This window comes from Rhizobium sp. WYCCWR 11146, from assembly GCF_013591995.1.
Taxonomy (GTDB): Bacteria; Pseudomonadota; Alphaproteobacteria; order Rhizobiales; family Rhizobiaceae; genus Rhizobium; species Rhizobium indicum.
In genome coordinates, this window is sequence record NZ_JACCEY010000022.1 from 120408 (window position 1) to 139405 (window position 18998).

The window sequence follows — 18998 nt, forward strand, 5'->3', positions numbered from 1 at the left end:
TCGCGGTCGAACACCTGATAGACCTTCATGGTAAGCGGCATTTCAGGCCTCCAATATCGCGGGGAGCCGTTCACGAAGCTCCTTCACCAGCACGCGTTCATTTTCCGAATAGTCGACCGGGACGTTCACCAGATGGACGCCTCCTCCGGAGAATGCCTCTTCGAGAACCTGTTTGAACTGGCCGATATCGTCGACCCGGGTACCCTTGGCGCCGTAGGATTCGGCATATTTCACGAAGTCGGGATTGCCGAAGGTCATCCCGAAATCCGGGAACTCGTCCACCGCCTGCTTCCAACGGATCATCCCGTAGGCATTGTCCTCGATGACTAGAACGACGAGGTTGAGTTTCAGCCGGACGGCGGTTTCGAGTTCCTGGGAGTTCATCATGAAGCCGCCGTCACCACAGATCGCCATGACCCGCCGCTCCGGGTAGAGCATCGAGGCAACCATGGCCGACGGCAGCCCCGCTCCCATTGTCGCAAGAGCATTGTCGAGCAGCAGCGTGTTCGCCATCCGCGTCCGGTAGTTTCGGGCGAACCAGATCTTGTACATGCCGTTGTCGAGGGCGAGGATGCCGTCATGCGGCATCACCTCTCTTATGTCGTGGACCAGCCGCTGTGGCGTGAAGCGATCCTCCGTCGCCCGCGCGGCGATGCGCTCGAGAATGCGCTCGCGGAGATGGAGAAGCGCCTGCGCGTTTGGCAGCTTGCCCTCGAGGCGATCCGCCAGCGCCTTCAGCGAAGGGCCGATGTCGCCGATGACCTCGGATTGCGGAAAATAGACCTGCTCGACGGTCGCCGGCTGATATCCGACATGGACGACCTTCGGGCCGCCCTTGCCCATGATGAACGGTGGCTTCTCGATCGTGTCATGGCCGATCGTGACGATAAGGTCGGCTTGTTCGATGGCCTCGTGGACATAATCCCGCTCCGACAGCGCGGCGGTGCCCATGTAAAGTTCGGTTCCGCCTGGAACCGTTCCCTTCCCCATCTGGGTCGTGAAGAACGGGATGCGCGTGCGGATCACGAATTGCGCGATGTCGGAGGTCGAGCGGGGACGGGAGGCGGCGGCCCCGAACATCAGAAGCGGACGTTTGGCTGCGGCGATGAGGGCGGCGGCACGGTCGAGGGCCGCGTCGCTTGCCGTCGGCAGTTCGAGCTGGTGCGGTGCAATCAGCGCCACCTCCTGGCATTCCTCGGCTGCGATATCTTCCGGAAGCTCCAGATGCACCGGCCCCGGCCTTTCCTCTTGGGCGATGCGGAACGCCTCCCTGACCGTCGTCGGGATCATCTGCGGCGACACGATCTGCCTTGCGAGCTTGGTCAGCGGCTTCATTGACGCGACGACGTCTACCACCTGGAAACGCGCCTGGCGGGACGAGAGGATCCCTTTCTGACCAGTGATCATCACCATCGGCATCGCACCGAGCAAGGCATAGGCGGCACCCGTCGAGAGGTTGAGAGCACCCGGCCCGAGCGTCGTCAGACAGACGCCGGGCTTACCAGTCAGGCGGCCATAGGTCGCGGCCATGAACGCCGCCGCCTGCTCGTGCCGGGTGAGCACGAGCTCAATCGACGACATTCGGATGGATTCGACGACGTCGAGATTCTCTTCGCCTGGGATGCCGAAAATGCGGTCGACACGTTCGTTCTCAAGCGCTGCCACTAGAAGATCGGAGCCTTTGGTCATGGATCGTTGCCCGTGCTGTTCGGTTCGAGGCTTCCAGAAAGGAAGGCCCCTCGAAGATAAGTTCTTTTCCGGGCCTGTCCATGCGTTCGGCGGCATCGGCGGTTATCTTCGATGTTCAGCCACAGTTCCAGCTTGATCTCGGATCGTGACGGGTGCTTGCGCCGTCATTGAGCGCTGGCTGATATGGACGTTTCCGAGCGCTCCCTGAGGATGAAGCTCGCTGGAGCACGACCGGCATTTGGAGCCAGCGCTCAGTTGAAAAATACGACTTGGTCTTCACCTGCGAATTTGAAGTCGCCTTAAGACCAAGAACAAAATTGAAGATATTTGCGCCGCCGGCTTCGCGCGTGAAGCTGAGATAGGAGCCGAATCGTTCGTATTCAACGTTTTGAAGCTTTCGGATCGAGGCAAGAGTATCCTCGAAATCACGCCAGCACGCCTGCTTCACGATGAGCTCGAAAATGCGAAGGACGGCCGGGGAGAGACGTCCCTGGGCGTCGGTCGCCGGCCCGATGATCTTGGCGCGGATCTCAAGAATATCGCCCATTTCATCTCCACGAACCTTAAGGAAGGTCGAGCTGAGTGGACGCACCTCGTCCCGTTCGTAGATCCGCTGAAAATAACATTCATAGCTGCGATTGCGCATCGATGCGGCTTTCCATTCGCTCATATCGATGCCGGCTTCTCGAAGAGCGCCACAAAAGTTCGACCCCGAGACGCGCCACATCCGCAGAAACTGACTTGCCAACTCCAGCTTCGGGGCCTCGATCAGCTGCAGCGGTATCGACGTCGGCGGGAGGGGAGAAGGAGCCCCCGGATCAGGGCGGGCGGCGATGCGAGATGATCGGGCAGCCTTATTGAGAGCTCGATTTTCGAAGGGGCCGACCGGATCTTCGAGGTGATGGATTTCATGGAAAAAAACGACGATGCCTGCAAGAAGCAAAATCGATATCAAAAGCCCTGGCCAAAGCAGGGACCAGCGGTTCCTCAGCAAATGGAAATTTCGGTGCCGACGTGGACTTTCGCGAGGAGGATCGACTGGTGATAACACTTTATCCACGGCGCGACCTCACAAGCAGATAGGAGCGGCTGCGAGTTCGAGCTTAATCAATCTCGATCCTATTTGCGACCAACCGGTGTCGGTCGGCGATTGGATCAATCAGCCCCTGCTGGCGACTCCTTCTAAGGTGAGCAACGGATGCGAAAAACGGTACAGTCTGTCCGACTCACCTTCGACACTGCAAGTGTGAAGTCGCGTGTGTGCAGCGTCAAGCAGGCGGCGCGATCGATCAGGCTGCGCGTCGCAGGGTTGATGGCATATTCAGCAGCACGCTTGCCTCGGGACAAGCGGCGTCGAGATTTTGTCGTTAGATGGTGGCGTCCCGTAATTTTGTCACAGGACCTGAACCTATGCGACAACCCGGTTTCCGATAGGATAGATCGCAAACCAGAGCTGAGTCTTTCACCATGTCACAACGCAGCGGCGGGGATTTGGTGCCTGGCGCGCAAGCGGCCGTTGCCGATAGTGGTGGCCAGTAGCTGCTCGTCAAGCTTGCCCTCCCATTTGGCGACCACGACGGTGGCAAGCGCATTGCCGATCAGATTAACAAAAGTCAGCCCCTCGGCGAGGATACGGTGAATTCCGAGGATCAGCGCGATGCTGGCGACCGGGATGGTTCCGGTGGTGTTAAGGGTTGCCGCCAGTACAACGAAGGCCGCTCCGGCGATGCCCGCCGCTCCCTTCGAGGTGAGCAATAGCACCGCGATCAGGCCGAGTTCGTGCCAGAAGGTCAGATGTGTGTTCGTCGCCTGTGCCAGGAACACCGCGACGGTGGTCAGATAGAGGCATGTGCCGTCGAGATTGAACGAATAGCCGGCCGGGATGACGAAGCCGACCACACTTTCCTCACAGCCGGCCTTGCGCATCTTCTGGATGAGGCGCGGCAGCACCGTTTCGGTCGAGGTGGTCGCAGCGACGATGACGATTTCATCCCAGAGATAGCCTAGCAGCCGCCACAGGCTGACACCGCACCAATGGGCGACGCTGCCGAGGACGATTGTTGTGAACAATGCGCAGACGACGAAGAACTCGATGATTAACTCGCCCAGTGACCAGAGCGAGGCGGTGCCGAACTGACCGACGGTAAAGGCAATTGCGCCGAAGGCGCCGAGCGGCGCGAAGTACATGATGTAGCCGATGATTTTGAAGAACCCTTGCGAGGCGCTTTCGATCACCTGGAACACCGGGCGTCCGCGCTCTCCGATGGCGGCGATGGCGATACCGAACAGGACAGAGATAAACAGCACCTGCAGAACGTGTCCTTCCGTCAGCGCGCTGGCGAAGGTGTCCGGGATGATGTCAAGGAAATAGCTTGAAATGGACTGGTCGTGCGCCGTCGCGAGATAGGTCTTGATCGATGCGGTATCGATTGCGGCAGCGTCGATGTTCATGCCCTCGCCCGGACGCCACAGATCGACTGCGATCAGTCCAAAGATCAGCGCCAAGATCGTGATCGCCTCGAAATAGATGATGGATTTCAGCGCGACACGCCCGACGCTCTTCATGTCGTTCATGCCGGCGATACCATGCACAACGGTGACGAAGATGATCGGCCCGATCATCATGCGGATCATTTTGATGAAGGCATCGCCGAAAGGTTTCATCGCCACCGCAGTGGCGGGCGCGAAATGACCGAGGAGGATGCCGAGCAGCGTCCCTGCCAGCACCTGAAACCACAACTGGCCAAGGAGGCTGAAGCGGCCCGCCGGTTTTTGCGTCTCACCTTCAGGTGTCATCGTTTTACTCGCCTCCAAATACGTCATGTTTTATTTCCTCCCAAGCTGCCGCCTGGCCATGATGTCCCATCTTTCAATTGTTCAATGGCAACTGTACCGTTCAATTGGCGCGCCCGGCGGCCCCGAAACGGTGACTGCGGAAGCAGCGATGCGGGCACCCGCAAAGATCGGCCGGCAACTAACCGGCCAGCGGTCCCGTGCGTCCCTGCACATCGTGGACGATGGCCGCTCCGGCGTCTGGCGGGCCGTGAATGATGGCGGTATCGGCGCGTTCGATCTGGTCATCACATCGGGCATGCTCGATCCTCCCTCCTGTCTTGGCTGGGAATTAAGGGAGGGAATATTGAGCGGCAAAGCAAACTTGATTTGCGCACCGGTCATAAGCTGTGCTGAAGTGTGACGATGATTGCACACCGCGAACTCAACCTTCGCCACCTTGAGGCCGTCGCTGCCGCCGCGCGGCTGGGCAGCATCAGCCGCGCGTCTCAAACCATGAATTTGTCGCAGCCAGCTCTGACCCAGGCCGTTGCCAAGGTCGAGGCGCAGCTTGGCCATGTGCTATTCGATCGCCAGCCGAGCGGCGTTACCAGCACCGAGGCGGGGCGCTTGATCACGGCCCGCATCGAACGCGCGCTCGCCTATGTGGCGCGCGGCGGCCAAAGCGTGCGACGTGGCGCCCGCTTGCCGCCGCTGCCCCATATCGAGCGGCGCATCACTTTTGGACAATTGCGCGCGCTGATCGCGGTCGATCAAGCGGGGAGCTTTGCGCTGGCATCGAAGCGAATTGGCCTGTCTGAACCGGCATTGCATCGGGCGAGCCGCGATCTGGAGCAGTTGCTGGGCGTGCCGCTTCTCGTCCGGCAGGGGCGTACCGTTCAGCCGACGGCGACGGCCGCCGTGTTGCTGCGGTTCGCCCGTCTGGCGCAATCGGAGCTGGAGGCTGGGTTCGACGAATTGGAGGCACTGCGGTCGGAGGGCGCCGGACGTGTCACTGTCGGCACCATGCCGCTGGCGCGCGCAATCCTGTTGCCGCAAGCATTGGCTCGTTTCGCTCGCGCCTATCCAATGGCGTCGGTGAACGTGGTGGAGGGGCCATATGTGGAACTGTTGGCCAGACTTCGCGAAGGCGAGATGGATCTGCTGATCGGGGCAATGCGCGACCCCCCGCCGGTCAAGGACATCGCTCAGGAACCGCTGTTCATCGATGATCCGGTGATCGTCGGTCGCGCCGGACATCCCCTGCTGTCCAAGCCGGGATTTGCCTTCTCGAGGCTATTGGATTTCCCATGGGTTATCGCCGCAACGGGCGCGCCGGTGCGTCATCGGTGGGAGGAGATGTTCACAGAGCACGGCCTTGAGCCGCCACGGCTACGCATCGAATGCGGTTCGGTTCTGGTGGTCCGCGGGCTGATGCTGGAGGACGATTGGTTGACGCTGATGTCGCGCGACCAGTTCCTGTTCGAGCGGCGTGCTGGCCTGCTCAGCGAAATCGCCGGCGCTGGGCTGTCGTTGCGTCGCCAGATCGGCCTCACGGTGCGCGATGACTGGCGTCCGACACAGCTGCAAACGGCATTCACGGATATCTTCCGCACGGTTTGTGCGCAGTGGACTTCAGGAAAAGCAATGGAGCGTGAACCCTTCCGATATGCCTGATCATCGTCCGGTTCGTTAGAACGGGGCATGAGCAAACACCAAACGATCGCATTCACCGGTTTTGGAAAGCCTTCGGAGGCTTTCCGTAGGGGCTGGCGCCCGCGCCGGCTGCGACCTCGAGCGAATGCTGGTCCAGGAGCCAAGCCGCGCCACCGCCGGCTGGCTGCCCATGCCTTCCCCTTCGACGGCTGGATTCGCTGCCGAGGCGAACGCATCTTTGCCGCTACAGGAACCTCAAAGCTATGATCATCGACTGCCACGGTCACTACACCACCGCTCCGGCGCTCCATGGCGAATGGCGAGCACGACAGGAGGCTGCCATCAAATCGGGCGGCGATATCGATCCCGCCTATCCAGACATTTCCGACGATGAGATCCGCGAGACCATCGAGGCCAACCAGCTGCGCCTGCTGCGCGAGCGCGGCGCCGACATGACTATTTTCTCGCCTCGGGCTTCGGCGATGGCGCCGCATATCGGCGGAGAATTGGTGGCAAAGGTCTGGGCGCGCCGTTCCAACGATTTGATCAAGCGCGTGATCGATCTCTATCCCGAGACTTTCGTGGGCGTTTGCCAGCTGCCGCAATCCCCTGGGGTCTCGATCGCCAACGCGATCGATGAGTTGGAGCGCTGCGTCAACGAGCTCGGCTTCGTCGGCTGCAATCTCAATCCCGATCCCTCCGGCGGCAAGTTCGATTCGCCGCCGCTCACCGATCGCGCCTGGTACCCCTTCTTCGAAAAGATGGTGGAACTCGATGTTCCCGCGATGATCCACGTTTCCGGCAGTTGCAATTGTGCGATGCATGCGACCGGCGCCTATTACATTGCCGCAGACACCATTGCCTTCATGCAGTTCGTCGAGGGCGACCTGTTTGGGGATTTCCCCTCGCTGCGGTTCATCATTCCGCATGGCGGCGGAGCCGTTCCCTATCACTGGGGCCGTTATCGTGGCCTCTCCGACATGCTGAAGCGGCCGCCGCTGGTCGAGCACGTGATGAAGAACGTCTATTTCGATACCTGCGTCTATCATCAGCCGGGCATCGACCTGTTGTTCGAGGTGATCGATGTGGAAAACATCCTGTTCGGATCGGAAATGGTTGGCGCAGTGCGCGGGATCGACCCGCAGACGGGTCACTATTTCGACGACACCAAGCGCTATATCGAAGCTTTGACGATATCCGATGAGGACAAGCGGAAGGTGTTCGAACTCAACGCGCGCCGCGTCTATCCGCGTCTCGATGCACAGCTCAAGGCACGGGGGCTGTGATGGCAAATTTCCAGATGGATCCCGATTGGCTCCGCTATCATCCCGACCCGAGCAAGCCGCGCTACATTCCGCCGCCGGGTGCAGTGGATGCGCATTGCCATGTCTTCGGGCCTGGGGATGTGTTTCCCTATGCGCCCGAGAGGAAATACACACCCTGCGATGCCGGCAAAGAGCAACTGTTCTCCCTGCGTGATTTTCTCGGGTTCGAGCGCAACGTCATCGTCCAGGCGACATGCCACGGCGCCGACAATCGTGCCCTGGTCGATGCGCTGCATGCGGCTGGCGATCGTGCTCGCGGGATAGCGACGGTGCGCGACACGGTGACGAACGAGGAGCTCGCCGAACTGCATGACGCAGGGGTGCGCGGCGTGCGCTTCAACTTCGTTCGCCGCCTGGTCGACCCGAAACCGGATGCCTATTATCGTGCGATCATCGACCGTATCGCACCGCTTGGCTGGCAGGTGGTGATCTATTTCGAGGCGGCCGATCTCGAGGAGCGCTGGGACTTCTTCACCTCGCTGCCGACGACCGTCGTCGTCGACCACATGGGCCGGCCGGATGTCTCCCAGCCTGTCGATGGCCCGCAGTTCGGCCGCTTTATCCGCTTCATGACCGAGCATGAAAATGTCGTCGGCAAGGTGAGCTGCCCGGAGCGACTGTCGCGATCAGGTCCACCGAACTACGACGACGTCGTTCCGTTTGCGCGGACGCTGGTCGAGCGCTTCCCGGAGCGTGTCCTGTGGGGCACCGATTGGCCGCATCCGAACATGAAGGACCACATGCCCGACGACGGCGCGCTGGTGGACATCATCCCGCGCATCGCGCCGTCCGAGGAGCTTCAGCGCAAGCTGCTGGTTGAAAATCCCATGCGGCTCTATTGGCGGTAACCCGCCTTCGGGAATGGCCGGGCGACGCATCCCACGCAGGTGGTGGGCGGCAATCTGGATGCGCAACGCATTCATGCATCGGTTGTACGGACATCGCTGCGTGCATCGACATCTATCAAGAGGAGGAGATTAGGAACATGAGCATAGGACAACAAGTGAGCACGCCATCCCGGCGGATCGTAACATTGATGAAATCGATAATCCCGGCGATCGTTCTAATACTCGCGATGGCGGTGGAAGCACCGGCGCAGGAGAACGACTATCCGAGCCGCGAGATCAGTCTTGTCATTCCGTTCGGCCCTGGTGGAATTGCCGACATCACTGCGCGCATCGTCGCGGATTCTCTCGGCAAAAAGCTTGGGAAACAGATCGTCATCCTGAATCAGCCTGGCGCCGGAGGATCGGTCGCCGCACGGGTGGCGCTGAATGGGGAGCCAGACGGATATACGCTCGCTCTGCTGTCGAACGGAACCGCAATCAGCGTTCCGTTGTTCAAAAACCTGCAGTTCGATCCCGTCGCCGATTTCGTTCCGGTATCCAGCCTCGCCTACTTCGACTTCGTATTCGTGACCAAGGCGGATGGCAAATTCAAGTCCCTCAAGGATATTCTCGAAGCGGCCCGCGCAAACCCGGGCGCGCTCAATGTCGGGACGATTAATGTCGGGAGCAGCCAGAACCTTGCGGCCGAACTCTTCAAATCGACGGCCGGAGTGGACCTCACGATCGTTCCCTACAAGGGCACGCCGGATCTTCAAGTTGCCCTTCTCGGTGGGAGCTTGACCTGATCATCGATAGCCAGACGGCGCTAAAGGCGGCACTCCAGCAGAACCAGGCTGCTGCGATTGCATCATCTGGCTCCACCCGTTCTATCCTCTTGCCGGACGTTCCGACGGCCCAGGAAGAAGGCGTAAAAGGGTTCGATGTCACGTCCTGGAACGGTATCTTCGCTCCCGCCGGCACACCGCAGGCCGTCGTGAACAAACTGAACACGGCGCTCGTCGAGGTTCTTGGCGACCCTGACGTCAAGAAGCGGTTTGCGGATCTCGGCGTCGAGGCCCGTTCCAGCACGCCGCAAGAAATCGGCGATCGTCTGAAGGCTGATATCGACAAGTGGTCAAAGGTCATAAAGGATGCGGGCATCGCGCGGCAATAGACGGAACGCGTCCGCCAGCCTTCCCGTGCCTCACCGGCTGGGTCGCTTCTCAAGCCGATCCGGCATGTCCACCCATTCACTTCGCGATCATCCCGTCGCTGCGGCTGACGATCCTTTCGGTCGCCGTCTTCAGCGACGGGTTCGGGCTACCGTTAGAGCGTTTCATTCTATTCTAGGAGGCGGTGATGGAACTTTTCAGCAATCTCGCTTGGCGCCAGGCCTCATAACGCTCGAGGGTCTCCTGGTTTGGCGGGTAAACGCCCAAGGTCGATTTGCCTGACTCGATTTCCAGCTTGAGAAACTCTTCCTGCTCCTCCATCGCGACAGCTTCTTCGGCAATGTCATCGACATATTCCCGCGGAATAACGATCACCGCTTCGCTGTCGCCAAAGATGATGTCATCGGGGTAAACGGCGACGCCGCCGCAGGCGATTGGCTGGTTCATGTCTGAGGCATGGTGGGCAACCAGGTTCGCCGGCGCTGCCGGTCCCATGCAGTAGGTCGGAAGACCCAGCTGCGCGATATCGGCCGTATCGCGGACGCCGCCGTCGAGCACGAGACCGGCGGCGCCACGATAGACGAGGCGACGGGCAAGCATGGCGCCAATGCCGGCGACTTCCGCCAAGGAGCGGCAATCGAAGACGAGAACATGGCCGTCGGGGATCGTATCGATGGCCTTGCGCTGTTGATTGGATGGATCCGAACTGTAAGTCGAACCGTCGATATCCTCCCGTGCGGGAATGTATCGTACGGTGACGGCTGGACCGATCATCGGCCTGCCGGCGCTGGCCAGCGGCCGCACGCCGCGAACCGCGGTGTTCTTGATGCCACGCTTCAGCAACAGAGTGCTGAGACTTGCAGAATTCGTCCGCAAAAGCTTTGCGTAAACTGATGGGTCCAAAGCCGTCATGAGATCCTCCCTTGTCCGGTGGAAGCTCTAGCATAAGGAATGTATAGTTCAATAGAGAATTTAATATTTCCTATTTGGATAATGGCTGCTTGCCATTGATCGCCTTTGTCAAGATGGCGGCACCCTCCACAACCTCGCGCTTGATTGCGCGCGCCCTGTCCGGCGTCGCTTCACCAATAAACGGGACGCTGATCGTCGCGACGAGTCGACCTTCGGAATCGAAGACGGGTGCGGCAAAGGCCCGGAGGCCGAGGTTGGATTCCTGATTGTCCTCGGCGCATCCATTGCGCCGAATTTCAACAAGCGCTTCTTTCAGCGCCTCCGGATCGGTAATGGTATATGGTGTCTTCGCCTCCAGTCCGCTGCCGCAATAGGCCTCGATGTCACCGTAGTCCGAATAGGCAAGGGCGAGCTTGCCGGCGGCGCCGACATGTTTACGCGACCGGCTGCCGACCTTGATGAAAAGCGAATAATCGCCGGGACTGGAGGCTGCAAATATCGTCGTCATCTCATTGCCTTCTGGGGTGGCCAGTCTGAAGGATTCGAAAATGCGGTCAGCCGCAGCTGTCAGGATCGGCCTCGCCGCCTCGATCACCGTTGCCCTGTCGGCGCCGGGCGAGATGCGCCGCGCAAGCTCGACGAATTTTGGCCCCAACTCGTAGGACGCTCCACCATTCACCCGCGCTACAAGCCCATGCGCGGCCAATGAATTGAGGATCCGATAAACGGTCGAGCGTGGAACTCCAAGCTGATCAACCAGCGCGGCCAAGGAAATTCCCGTCTTCGCATCGGCAACGGCCTCAAGCAGGTGGGCGGTCTTTTCAACGACGGGTGATCCATGCTTTGGTTCAATCATGAACTTTGAATTCCATATGAGAATTATAATATTGACTTCGCCGGACTTGGCGAGCATGCTCAGTGGTGTGAGTGTCACATTTGACACTACGCGCTTGGTGGAGGAAGTAAAGCCATTTGGATAGCCGCCGAGGCGGTGCGCAACCGGATGGGTTTTCGCAAGACGGCACTGCGATGGACGGGATGCCGTTCGTTTGGATCTGGAGGAGGGATTTCATGAAGAAGATGAAGGCAATTGGTGCGCTGAGCATCGGACTGGCATTTCTGCTGGCTCCGGGCAGCGCAATTCGCGCCGACGCTGCCTCGGATAAGCTGACGGTCGTGGTGACCGACGAACCGAAGTCGCTCGATCCCTGTGACACCGACCTTTCGGGCAATTCCCGCATTCTGCACAACAACATCACGGAAGCGCTCGTCAATCTGAGCCCAGCCGACGGATCGGTCGTCCCGAGCCTTGCCACCAGCTGGCGGCAAGTGGACAAGCTGACCTGGGAATTCAAGCTCCGCGACGACGTCACCTTTCACGACGGCAAGGCCTTCGACGCCAATGCAGTCGTTGCCGCTCTCAAGCGGGCGCAGGATCCGGCACTGGCCTGCGAAGTCGGACTTGCGACGTTGAAGGGCGTCAAGTTCAATGCAGAAGCGGTGAACCCGACGACCCTCCTCATCAAAACCGATATCGTCGAGCCGATCCTGCCGAACAAGATGTCCGCCGTGGACATCGGTTCGCCGGCGACCCCGAACGACGGCAAGTCGCGCTCCCCGGCCGGAACCGGACCTTACAAGCTTGCAGCGTGGACGCCCGGGCAATCGGTCGACCTCGTGGCCTATGACGGCTATTGGGGCGACAAGCCGGCGATCAAGAACGCGACCATCATCTGGCGCGCCGAATCCGCTGTTCGTGCGGCGATGGTCGCCACCGGCGAAGCACAGATCGCATATGAAATAGCGCCCCAGGACGGCACCACGGAACAGGATCATGCCTTCCCGAACGCCGAAACCTCGCTGCTGAGGATCGACGCAGAAATTCCGCCGCTCAACGACAAACGCGTGCGTGAAGCCCTTAATCTTGCGATCGACCGGGACGGCCTTGTCGGCACCATCTTCCACCAGGATGCCCAAAAGGCGATGCAGGCGGTGCCGCCGTCCGTCTTCGGGTTCAATCCGGACATCCCCGTCTGGACGTATGATCCAGAAAAAGCGAAATCCCTGCTCGCCGCGGCGAAGGCCGATGGCGTGCCGGTCGACAAGGAAATCGTTATCTACGGCCGCATCGGCATCTATCCCAATTCGTCCGAAAGCCTGGAAGCCATTCAGGCGATGCTCGCGGATGCCGGCTTCAATGCCCGGCTCGAAATGCTTGAAACAAGCCCGTGGCTGAAGAAGCTTCTTAAGCCTTGGGACAAGGAACGTCAGCCGTCGATCCTGCAGACGCAGATCGACAACACCGAAGGCGACGCCGTATTCACGCTGCCGAACCGTTTTACCACCGACGGCAACCAGTCGACCATTGCCGATGCCAAGCTCGACACATTGATTGCCGACGCGTCGAAGGCAACCGGCGACGACCGCAAGCAACTGTTCGAGGAGGCGTTCAGCTACATCGCCGTCGATGCGGTCAATATCGTCCCGCTGTTCCACATGGTCACGATTGCCCGCGTCGCCGAGAACGTCACCTATACGCCCGATGTGCAGGCCGGCAACGAGATCAAGCTTAAATCGATCAGCTACCGCTGACGGCGCAGACTGGTTGCCGAACGTCCCTTGAGGAGAGCGGATGTCCTTCACCTACTTCCTGAAACGAGCGGCCTTTGCGGCACTCGCACTTGCCGCGCTGATGACATCCGCCTTCTTCCTCGTGCGGTTGACGGGCGATCCCGTCAATCTCTACCTGCCGGTCGATGCCTCGGATGCGGCCCGCGAAGCCATGCGTGTCCGCTCGATCGCTCCCTCCCGTGGCAATTCCTCGATTGGGCCGGGGACATGCTGAGCCTCAATTTCGGCACGTCGCTTTGGCACAACCGCCCGGCCATGGACGTTGTCTTGGAGGCGTTGCCGAACACGCTGGCGCTCGGTGCCATCGCCTTGACCCTGGCCTTCGTCGCTGCCGTCGTCATTGGATCGATTGCCGCTGTGAATGCCGGCGGCTGGATCGACCGGGCTATCAACGTGCTGTCGCAGGCAGCGGCCAGCGTGCCGGATTTCTGGCTCGGCCTGATGGGCGTCCTGCTGTTTGCCGTCACCTTGCGTATTCTGCCGACATCGGGTTTCGGCGGTCCGATCTATTGGATCCTGCCGGTTGCCTGTCTTTTTGCCAGACCGTTCGGGACGCTGGTGCAGATCGTCCGCGGCTCGATGATCGAAGCACTGAACGCGACATTTGTCCGGACTGCGCGGGCCAAGGGCGCGCGCGGCGGCCGGGTTACCTTCGTGCATGCGCTGCGCAATGCCCTCCTGCCCGCGGTGACCGTGACCGGTGACCTCGCCGCCCAGTTCGCCGGTGGCGGTGGCGTCGTCGAGGTTGTTTTCGGGTTTCCCGGCATCGGCAAGCTGCTGATCGACGGCATCCTGAAGCGCGATTTCGCGATCGTCCAGGCATCGATCTTCGCGGTCGCCGTCGTCATCTTCTTCATCAATATCCTGGTTGATATGCTCTATGCATCGATCGATCCGCGCGTGAGGGTCGAATGACCAGCACGTCCGCCGACTTCCTCCCTGCCCGCGAGCGCCGAAGCCGCCGCATCTTGTGGTTCATGCGCGCGCTCGCGGGTGACCCGATGGCGGTCGCTGCGACAATCTGGCTGCTGATCGTCGTCCTTGCCATTCTTGCGGATGCATCGTCGCTGCTCGGCGAAAATCGCATTTCGCTGAAGGCGCGCAACCTGCCGCCCTTCGACTTCGGCCAATCCTGGACGTTGTGGCTGGGCGCCGACGCCCTCGGGCGCCCGCTCCTCATTCGCCTCATCCAGGCGGCATCGACGACGATCGGCATAGCGCTGGTGACTGTTCTGACGAGCCTGATCGGCGGAACGCTGCTCGGCGTGATCGCCGGTTACTTCGGTGGCATCATCGGCAACCTTATCATGCGGGTGTGCGACATCATCCTGGGTTTCCCGACGCTGCTGGTGGCGCTCTTCGGGCTCTACCTGTTCGGCCCGAGCGTCGGCAACCTCATCATCGTGCTCGCCGTTACCCGCATGCCTGCCTATATCCGCGTCGCAAGAGCCGAAACTCTGGAAGTCCGGGAGAGGCTTTTCGTCGATGCGGCGCGCGTCTTCGGCGGCGGGCCTGTCTGGATATTGCGCAATCACATTCTCCCAAGCGTCGCTCCCACGATGCTGACGCTCGCCTCGGTCAATCTCGCCATGGTGATGCTGTTCGAATCCGGGCTGAGCTATCTCGGCCTCGGCATCCAGCCGCCTGCCGTGAGCTGGGGCCTGATGGTGGCGCAGGGCCAGGGATATCTGTCATCCGCCTGGTGGCTGGGCTTTTTCCCCGGCCTGGCTGTGATGCTCACCACCATGTCCTTCAATCTCCTCGCCAACTGGTTCCGGATCGTCAATGACCCGTCGCAGCACTGGCGTCTTGTCAGCCGGAGGCGCTGATGGCTCTTCTCGAAGTCAAGGACTTGCAGGTCAGTTTCGATACGGCAGCCGGCCGCATCCTGGCGCTCAACGGCGTTTCCTTCTCGCTCGAGCGTGGAGAGGTTCTGGCACTTCTCGGCGAAAGCGGCTCCGGCAAGTCGGTGACCGCATCGGCCATCATGGATCTCGTTCCCAACCCGCCGGGCGAAATCAATCAAGGATCGATCCGCTTCGACGGTGTCGAGCTGTTGCAGCTCTCGCGAAACGAGCGGCGTGATCTTTGCGGCGATCGGATCGCCCTGATCTTTCAGGATGCGCTCGCAGCGCTCAACCCAGTCTATTCCGTGGGCTGGCAGATCGCTGAAATGTTCCGCATCCACCGCCGTACTCCGGAAGGCGGTGTCGAAAAAGCCGTGATCGACCTTTTGACGGCCATCGGCATTCCCGACCCTGAAAGCCGTGCCAGGCAGTATCCGCATGAGTTTTCGGGTGGCATGCGCCAACGCATCATGATCGCCATGGCCGTCGCACTGGAACCGGATGTCATCATCGCAGACGAGCCGACGACAGCGCTCGACGTCACGATCCAGGCGCAGGTGGTCGATCTTCTGGAGACGATCCGCAAACGCAGCGATGCCGGCATGATCTTCATCACCCATGATCTCGGCGTCGTCGCCGAACTCGCCGATCGCGTTGCCGTCATGTATGCCGGCCGCGTCGTCGAGACAGCGAGCGTCTTCGAACTGTTCGAAGATGCACGCCATCCCTACAGCGTCGGATTGCTTGCCTCGCAGACGCGCATGGACACGGATGAAGACGAATTGGTGCCGATCCCCGGCTCAGCACCCAATCCTGTCGCCCTGCCTTCCGGCTGCGCATTCAGAACGCGCTGTCCACGCGCCGAAGGGCTCTGTGCAGAGGTCGTCCCCACTCTTGAAACCGTAGGGCCGGGCCGCCAGGCCGCCTGCCACTTCCCGGTATCACCAGTATGATCGAACCTCTGCTCAAGGTCCAAAACCTTTCCCGGCACTTCGGCAGCGCCTCGGCGCCAGTGCGTGCCGTCGACGATGTCAGCTTCGAGATTGCCAGTGGAGAGACGCTCGGCCTCGTCGGCGAAAGCGGTTGCGGCAAAACCTCGCTGGTTCGGACGCTCTTGAAGCTCGGACCGGCGACAAGCGGCAGCGCTTTGCTCGACGGTGTGGACATTACGTCAGCCAGCGGCCGGCGGCTGCATGAATTGCGCCGCAAGATGCAGGTCGTTTTCCAGGATCCTTACCAATCGCTCAATCCCCGCATGCGGGTCGACCGGCTGATTTCCGAACCCTGGGCATTGCACCCGGGGGTCGTGCCCAAGAGCAGCTGGCGTGAGGAGACGGTCAAGCTGCTCGAATCCGTCGGGCTGCGCGCCGAGCATGCGGACCGTTATCCCTCGGAATTTTCAGGCGGCCAGCGGCAGCGCCTTGGCATTGCCCGCGCTCTCGCGCTTAATCCGACACTTCTTGTCTGCGACGAGCCTGTCTCGGCCCTCGACGTCTCGGTCCAGGCGCAAGTGATCAACCTGCTCGCCGGACTGAGGCGCGAGCGCAATCTGGCGATGCTGTTCGTCGCGCATGATCTCGCCGTCGTGCGGCATGTCTCCGACCGCGTCATGGTCATGTATCTCGGCAAGATCATCGAAACGGGGCCGAAGCAATCGATCTTCAGCGCGGCGGCCCATCCCTACACGCAGGCCCTGATGTCGGCGGTCCCGACACCGGATCCGAGGCGTCGCGCGCAGCGCAAGCGAATCGTTCTGCAGGGCGATCTGCCGAGCCCCGCAAATCCGCCCAGCGGATGCCGTTTTCGAACGCGTTGCTGGAAAGCGACGTCGATCTGCGCAGAACAGGAGCCCGCCCTGACCGCGCGAACGGCGGCCCCTGGTCTTCTGACCGCCTGTCATCACGCCGATCCGGAAATCGCCAACGAGATCCCTCGCCTTGAAAGGAGCTGAACCCAGGCCCATCATGCCAAGGTGATCGCAAAGCTGCGCACACCGTTGCGCCGGTCATCGACGACTACTTTCCGTTCGTGTTTCCTGATTGTTTGGTGGCTGCCTTCAGCACGCCTTGCTGCAGATCCGCCTCGTCGGCAAGAATGGCGGCTGCCTCGTCGAGCAGGACGTCTTTTGCGTTCTTGCGGGCATTCTCGATGGCAATATCAGCGCTCAGGCTGCGCTCGCCTGCCTCCAGGCCGTCATCTCCAAGATCCTCGCCACCGCTTGCTTGCGCTCGATCCTTGAACCGTTTCTCGCGCGCCGTCGCTTCTTTGCGACGTTCGGCTTCATTGAGGGAAACAATTCCTTTTTCACGCTGCGCCTTGAGGTCGGCAATGTCTTTTATCAGGCGTTGGAAGTCCGGATCGCTCTCAATCCGCGCATCATGGCGGCTTTGCAATGTCGGCAGCAACGTCGTGACAGTGTCGGCGGCCGTGTACTTCGCAGGTTTGATCTGAGCCCACGGCAGGGCATTGTCATAACTGGTCTCGCCGAAGCTCGTCGGATCGGAAAGTCCTGGCAAGCCGATATCGGGCGTTACGCCGTGCAGCTGTGTCGTCCCGCCGTTGACCCGGAAAAACTGGGCAATCGTCACCTTCAGCTCCCCTAACTCGGGTTTGCTGTTGCGGACGATCTGGTCAAGATCGACGACGGTCTGAACGGTGCCCTTCCCGAAACTGGGTTCGCCGACGATCACGCCTCGACCGTAATCCTGGATTGCCGCGGCAAAAATCTCAGAAGCCGACGCCGACCCGCGATTGATCAGGACACCCATCGGGCCTGCCCAGACAGGCGCTGCAAGCTCCGAGCTCCTCACGTCGACCTTGCCATCGCTGCCGCGCTGCTGAACCACCGGGCCATTGCCGATGAACAGACCGGTCAAATCAATTGCCTCGTCCAATGAACCGCCGCCATTGTTGCGCAGGTCGATGAGAACGCTGTCGACTTTTTCTTCCTTCAGTTCGTCGAGAAGCTTGGCGACATCGCGGCTTGCGCTTTTGTAATCCTGGTCTCCTTTGCGCTTGGCTTCAAAATCCTCATAGAATACCGGCAGCGTGATGATCCCGATTTTACGCGTGGCGTCGCCCACTTTTACGGACAGCACAGTCTTCCTGGCAGCCTGCTTATCGAGACTGATTTTATCGCGCACCAGGCTGATGACGCGATGCGTGCCATCAGCTCCGGCATCTGCCGGCAGGATGTCCAGCCGCACGACGGAGCCCTTTTTCCCGCGTATCATCTGCACGACTTCATCAAGGCGCGTGCCTACCACTTCTTTGATAGCCCCATCCTTGCCTTGACCAACGCCGGTAATGCGGTCTCCGACCGCGAGCTTGCCGGACAGTTGCGCCGGCCCGCCAGGCACGAGCTCACGAATCGTCGTGTAGTCGTCGCGTTCCTGCAGCACTGCACCGATACCAAACAGCGAAAGCTTCATCGAGACATTGAAGTCGGCTGAAGCGGCCGCACCGAAATAGTCCGTGTGCGGATCGATCGACGTTGAATAGGCATCCATGAACGACTGGAAAACGTCGTCGCTTTTAAACTTGTAAGCGCGTTCGAGTATGTTTTCATAACGTTTGTCGAGTGTTTCGCGAATGGCCGCGTCGTTTTTGCCGCCGAGTTTCAACCGCAACCAGTCGCTCTTGACGCGCTTGCGCCAAAGCTCATTGCTCTCGGCTTCAGACTGCGACCATGGCGCTTTATCGCGCAGCACCGAATAATTTTCCTGCGCACTGAAATCGAAGTCCTGCTTCAGCAGGCTGCGTGCATAGTTCATGCGGTCGACAACGCGCTGTTCATAGGCGTTGAAAATCGCAAACGGTATCTTCAAGTCCTTCCGTTCTATCGCATCGTCGATCTCGCTGCGATCGGACATGAACTTGTCGATGTCCGCTTGCAGGAAGAGCATGCGGTCCGGATCAAGTGACTTGATGAACTGATCCATGATCCTGGCCGACAAGGCGTCGTCGAGTGGAACGGGCTTGTAGCTATACCGCGAAAGAAATTGTGCGCTCAACTCGGCGGCTTGCGCCTGTCGCTTTAGAGGCGCCAGAGCAGGCGGTGATGCAACTTCAGCATATGCGGACTGTGCAATTGCAAGAAATGCACCAAGGAAAAAGTAGGCTATGCGCATTCAGCGTTGTCCAATTCTTAATGCCGAGTGTCGATGT

The 18998-nt window shown here is 60.3% G+C and carries 14 protein-coding genes and 2 pseudogenes; 10 read left to right on the forward strand and 6 right to left on the reverse strand.

The genetic code is table 11. The annotated features are described in order from the left end of the window. Positions 1-42 precede the first annotated feature (42 nt). The 3 genes from HX899_RS16655 to dctA all read right to left on the reverse strand — a co-directional run bounded on the left by HX899_RS16655 (position 43) and on the right by dctA (position 4485). Positions 43-1689, reverse strand: a complete 1647-nt coding sequence (locus HX899_RS16655; RefSeq protein ID WP_181292858.1) for an acetolactate synthase large subunit — start codon at positions 1687-1689, stop codon at positions 43-45. 115 nt (positions 1690-1804) lie between these two features. After that, the gene (locus HX899_RS16660; protein ID WP_181292859.1) at positions 1805-2683 is read right to left on the reverse strand and encodes a DUF6030 family protein; all 879 of its coding nucleotides are present in this window, start codon (positions 2681-2683) and stop codon (positions 1805-1807) included. 476 nt (positions 2684-3159) lie between these two features. Beyond that, a complete protein-coding gene (gene dctA / locus HX899_RS16665; RefSeq protein WP_138388979.1) occupies positions 3160-4485 on the reverse strand; it encodes a C4-dicarboxylate transporter DctA in 1326 nt (441 codons plus the stop codon). Positions 4486-4510: 25 nt separating this feature from the next. Here dctA and HX899_RS16670 point away from each other — a divergent pair, with 25 nt between their 5' ends. The 5 genes and pseudogenes from HX899_RS16670 (at position 4511) to HX899_RS16690 (ending at position 9443) form a co-directional block, all read left to right on the forward strand. Next, the gene (locus HX899_RS16670; RefSeq protein WP_181292860.1) at positions 4511-4885 is read left to right on the forward strand and encodes a hypothetical protein; all 375 of its coding nucleotides are present in this window, start codon (positions 4511-4513) and stop codon (positions 4883-4885) included. A gap of 2 nt (positions 4886-4887) precedes the next feature. Continuing rightward, a complete protein-coding gene (locus HX899_RS16675; protein WP_181292861.1) occupies positions 4888-6138 on the forward strand; it encodes a LysR family transcriptional regulator in 1251 nt (416 codons plus the stop codon). A 242-nt stretch (positions 6139-6380) separates the two neighbouring features. Further along, complete coding sequence (locus HX899_RS16680) at positions 6381-7403, forward strand: amidohydrolase family protein (RefSeq protein ID WP_138333097.1); 1023 nt, start codon at positions 6381-6383, stop codon at positions 7401-7403. After that, the gene (locus tag HX899_RS16685) at positions 7403-8290 is read left to right on the forward strand and encodes an amidohydrolase family protein (protein WP_181292862.1); all 888 of its coding nucleotides are present in this window, start codon (positions 7403-7405) and stop codon (positions 8288-8290) included. Before HX899_RS16680 ends, HX899_RS16685 begins: the two co-directional genes overlap by 1 nt. A 227-nt stretch (positions 8291-8517) precedes the next feature. Beyond that, positions 8518-9443 (forward strand): annotated as a pseudogene (locus HX899_RS16690) (Bug family tripartite tricarboxylate transporter substrate binding protein). A 172-nt stretch (positions 9444-9615) separates the two neighbouring features. On the opposite strand, the gene HX899_RS16695 reads toward HX899_RS16690, so the two are convergent. After that, on the reverse strand, positions 9616-10353 hold the full coding sequence (locus HX899_RS16695) for a ribonuclease activity regulator RraA (RefSeq protein ID WP_181292863.1): 738 nt from the start codon (positions 10351-10353) through the stop codon (positions 9616-9618). A gap of 70 nt (positions 10354-10423) precedes the next feature. Further along, positions 10424-11209: an IclR family transcriptional regulator gene (locus tag HX899_RS16700; protein WP_181292864.1), complete on the reverse strand. Its 786-nt coding sequence runs from the start codon at positions 11207-11209 to the stop codon at positions 10424-10426. A gap of 215 nt (positions 11210-11424) precedes the next feature. Between HX899_RS16700 and HX899_RS16705 the strand changes: the two genes are divergently transcribed. The 5 genes and pseudogenes from HX899_RS16705 to HX899_RS16725 all read left to right on the forward strand — a co-directional run bounded on the left by HX899_RS16705 (position 11425) and on the right by HX899_RS16725 (position 16782). Beyond that, complete coding sequence (locus tag HX899_RS16705; protein ID WP_181292865.1) at positions 11425-12945, forward strand: ABC transporter substrate-binding protein; 1521 nt, start codon at positions 11425-11427, stop codon at positions 12943-12945. A gap of 40 nt (positions 12946-12985) precedes the next feature. Continuing rightward, positions 12986-13899, forward strand: a pseudogene (locus HX899_RS16710) (ABC transporter permease). Continuing rightward, positions 13896-14813 (forward strand): ABC transporter permease, encoded by a 918-nt coding sequence (locus HX899_RS16715; RefSeq protein ID WP_181292866.1) that lies wholly within the window; start codon positions 13896-13898, stop codon positions 14811-14813. The pseudogene HX899_RS16710 and the gene HX899_RS16715 overlap by 4 nt, the downstream one beginning before the upstream one ends. Then, positions 14813-15784: an ABC transporter ATP-binding protein gene (locus HX899_RS16720; RefSeq protein ID WP_181292867.1), complete on the forward strand. Its 972-nt coding sequence runs from the start codon at positions 14813-14815 to the stop codon at positions 15782-15784. Before HX899_RS16715 ends, HX899_RS16720 begins: the two co-directional genes overlap by 1 nt. Further along, positions 15781-16782: an ABC transporter ATP-binding protein gene (locus HX899_RS16725; protein WP_181292868.1), complete on the forward strand. Its 1002-nt coding sequence runs from the start codon at positions 15781-15783 to the stop codon at positions 16780-16782. The genes HX899_RS16720 and HX899_RS16725 overlap by 4 nt, the downstream gene beginning before the upstream one ends. 64 nt (positions 16783-16846) lie before the next feature. Here the strand turns inward: HX899_RS16725 and HX899_RS16730 are convergent, their stop codons facing one another. After that, complete coding sequence (locus HX899_RS16730; RefSeq protein WP_181292869.1) at positions 16847-18961, reverse strand: carboxy terminal-processing peptidase; 2115 nt, start codon at positions 18959-18961, stop codon at positions 16847-16849. Between the last annotated feature and the right edge of the window lie 37 nt (positions 18962-18998).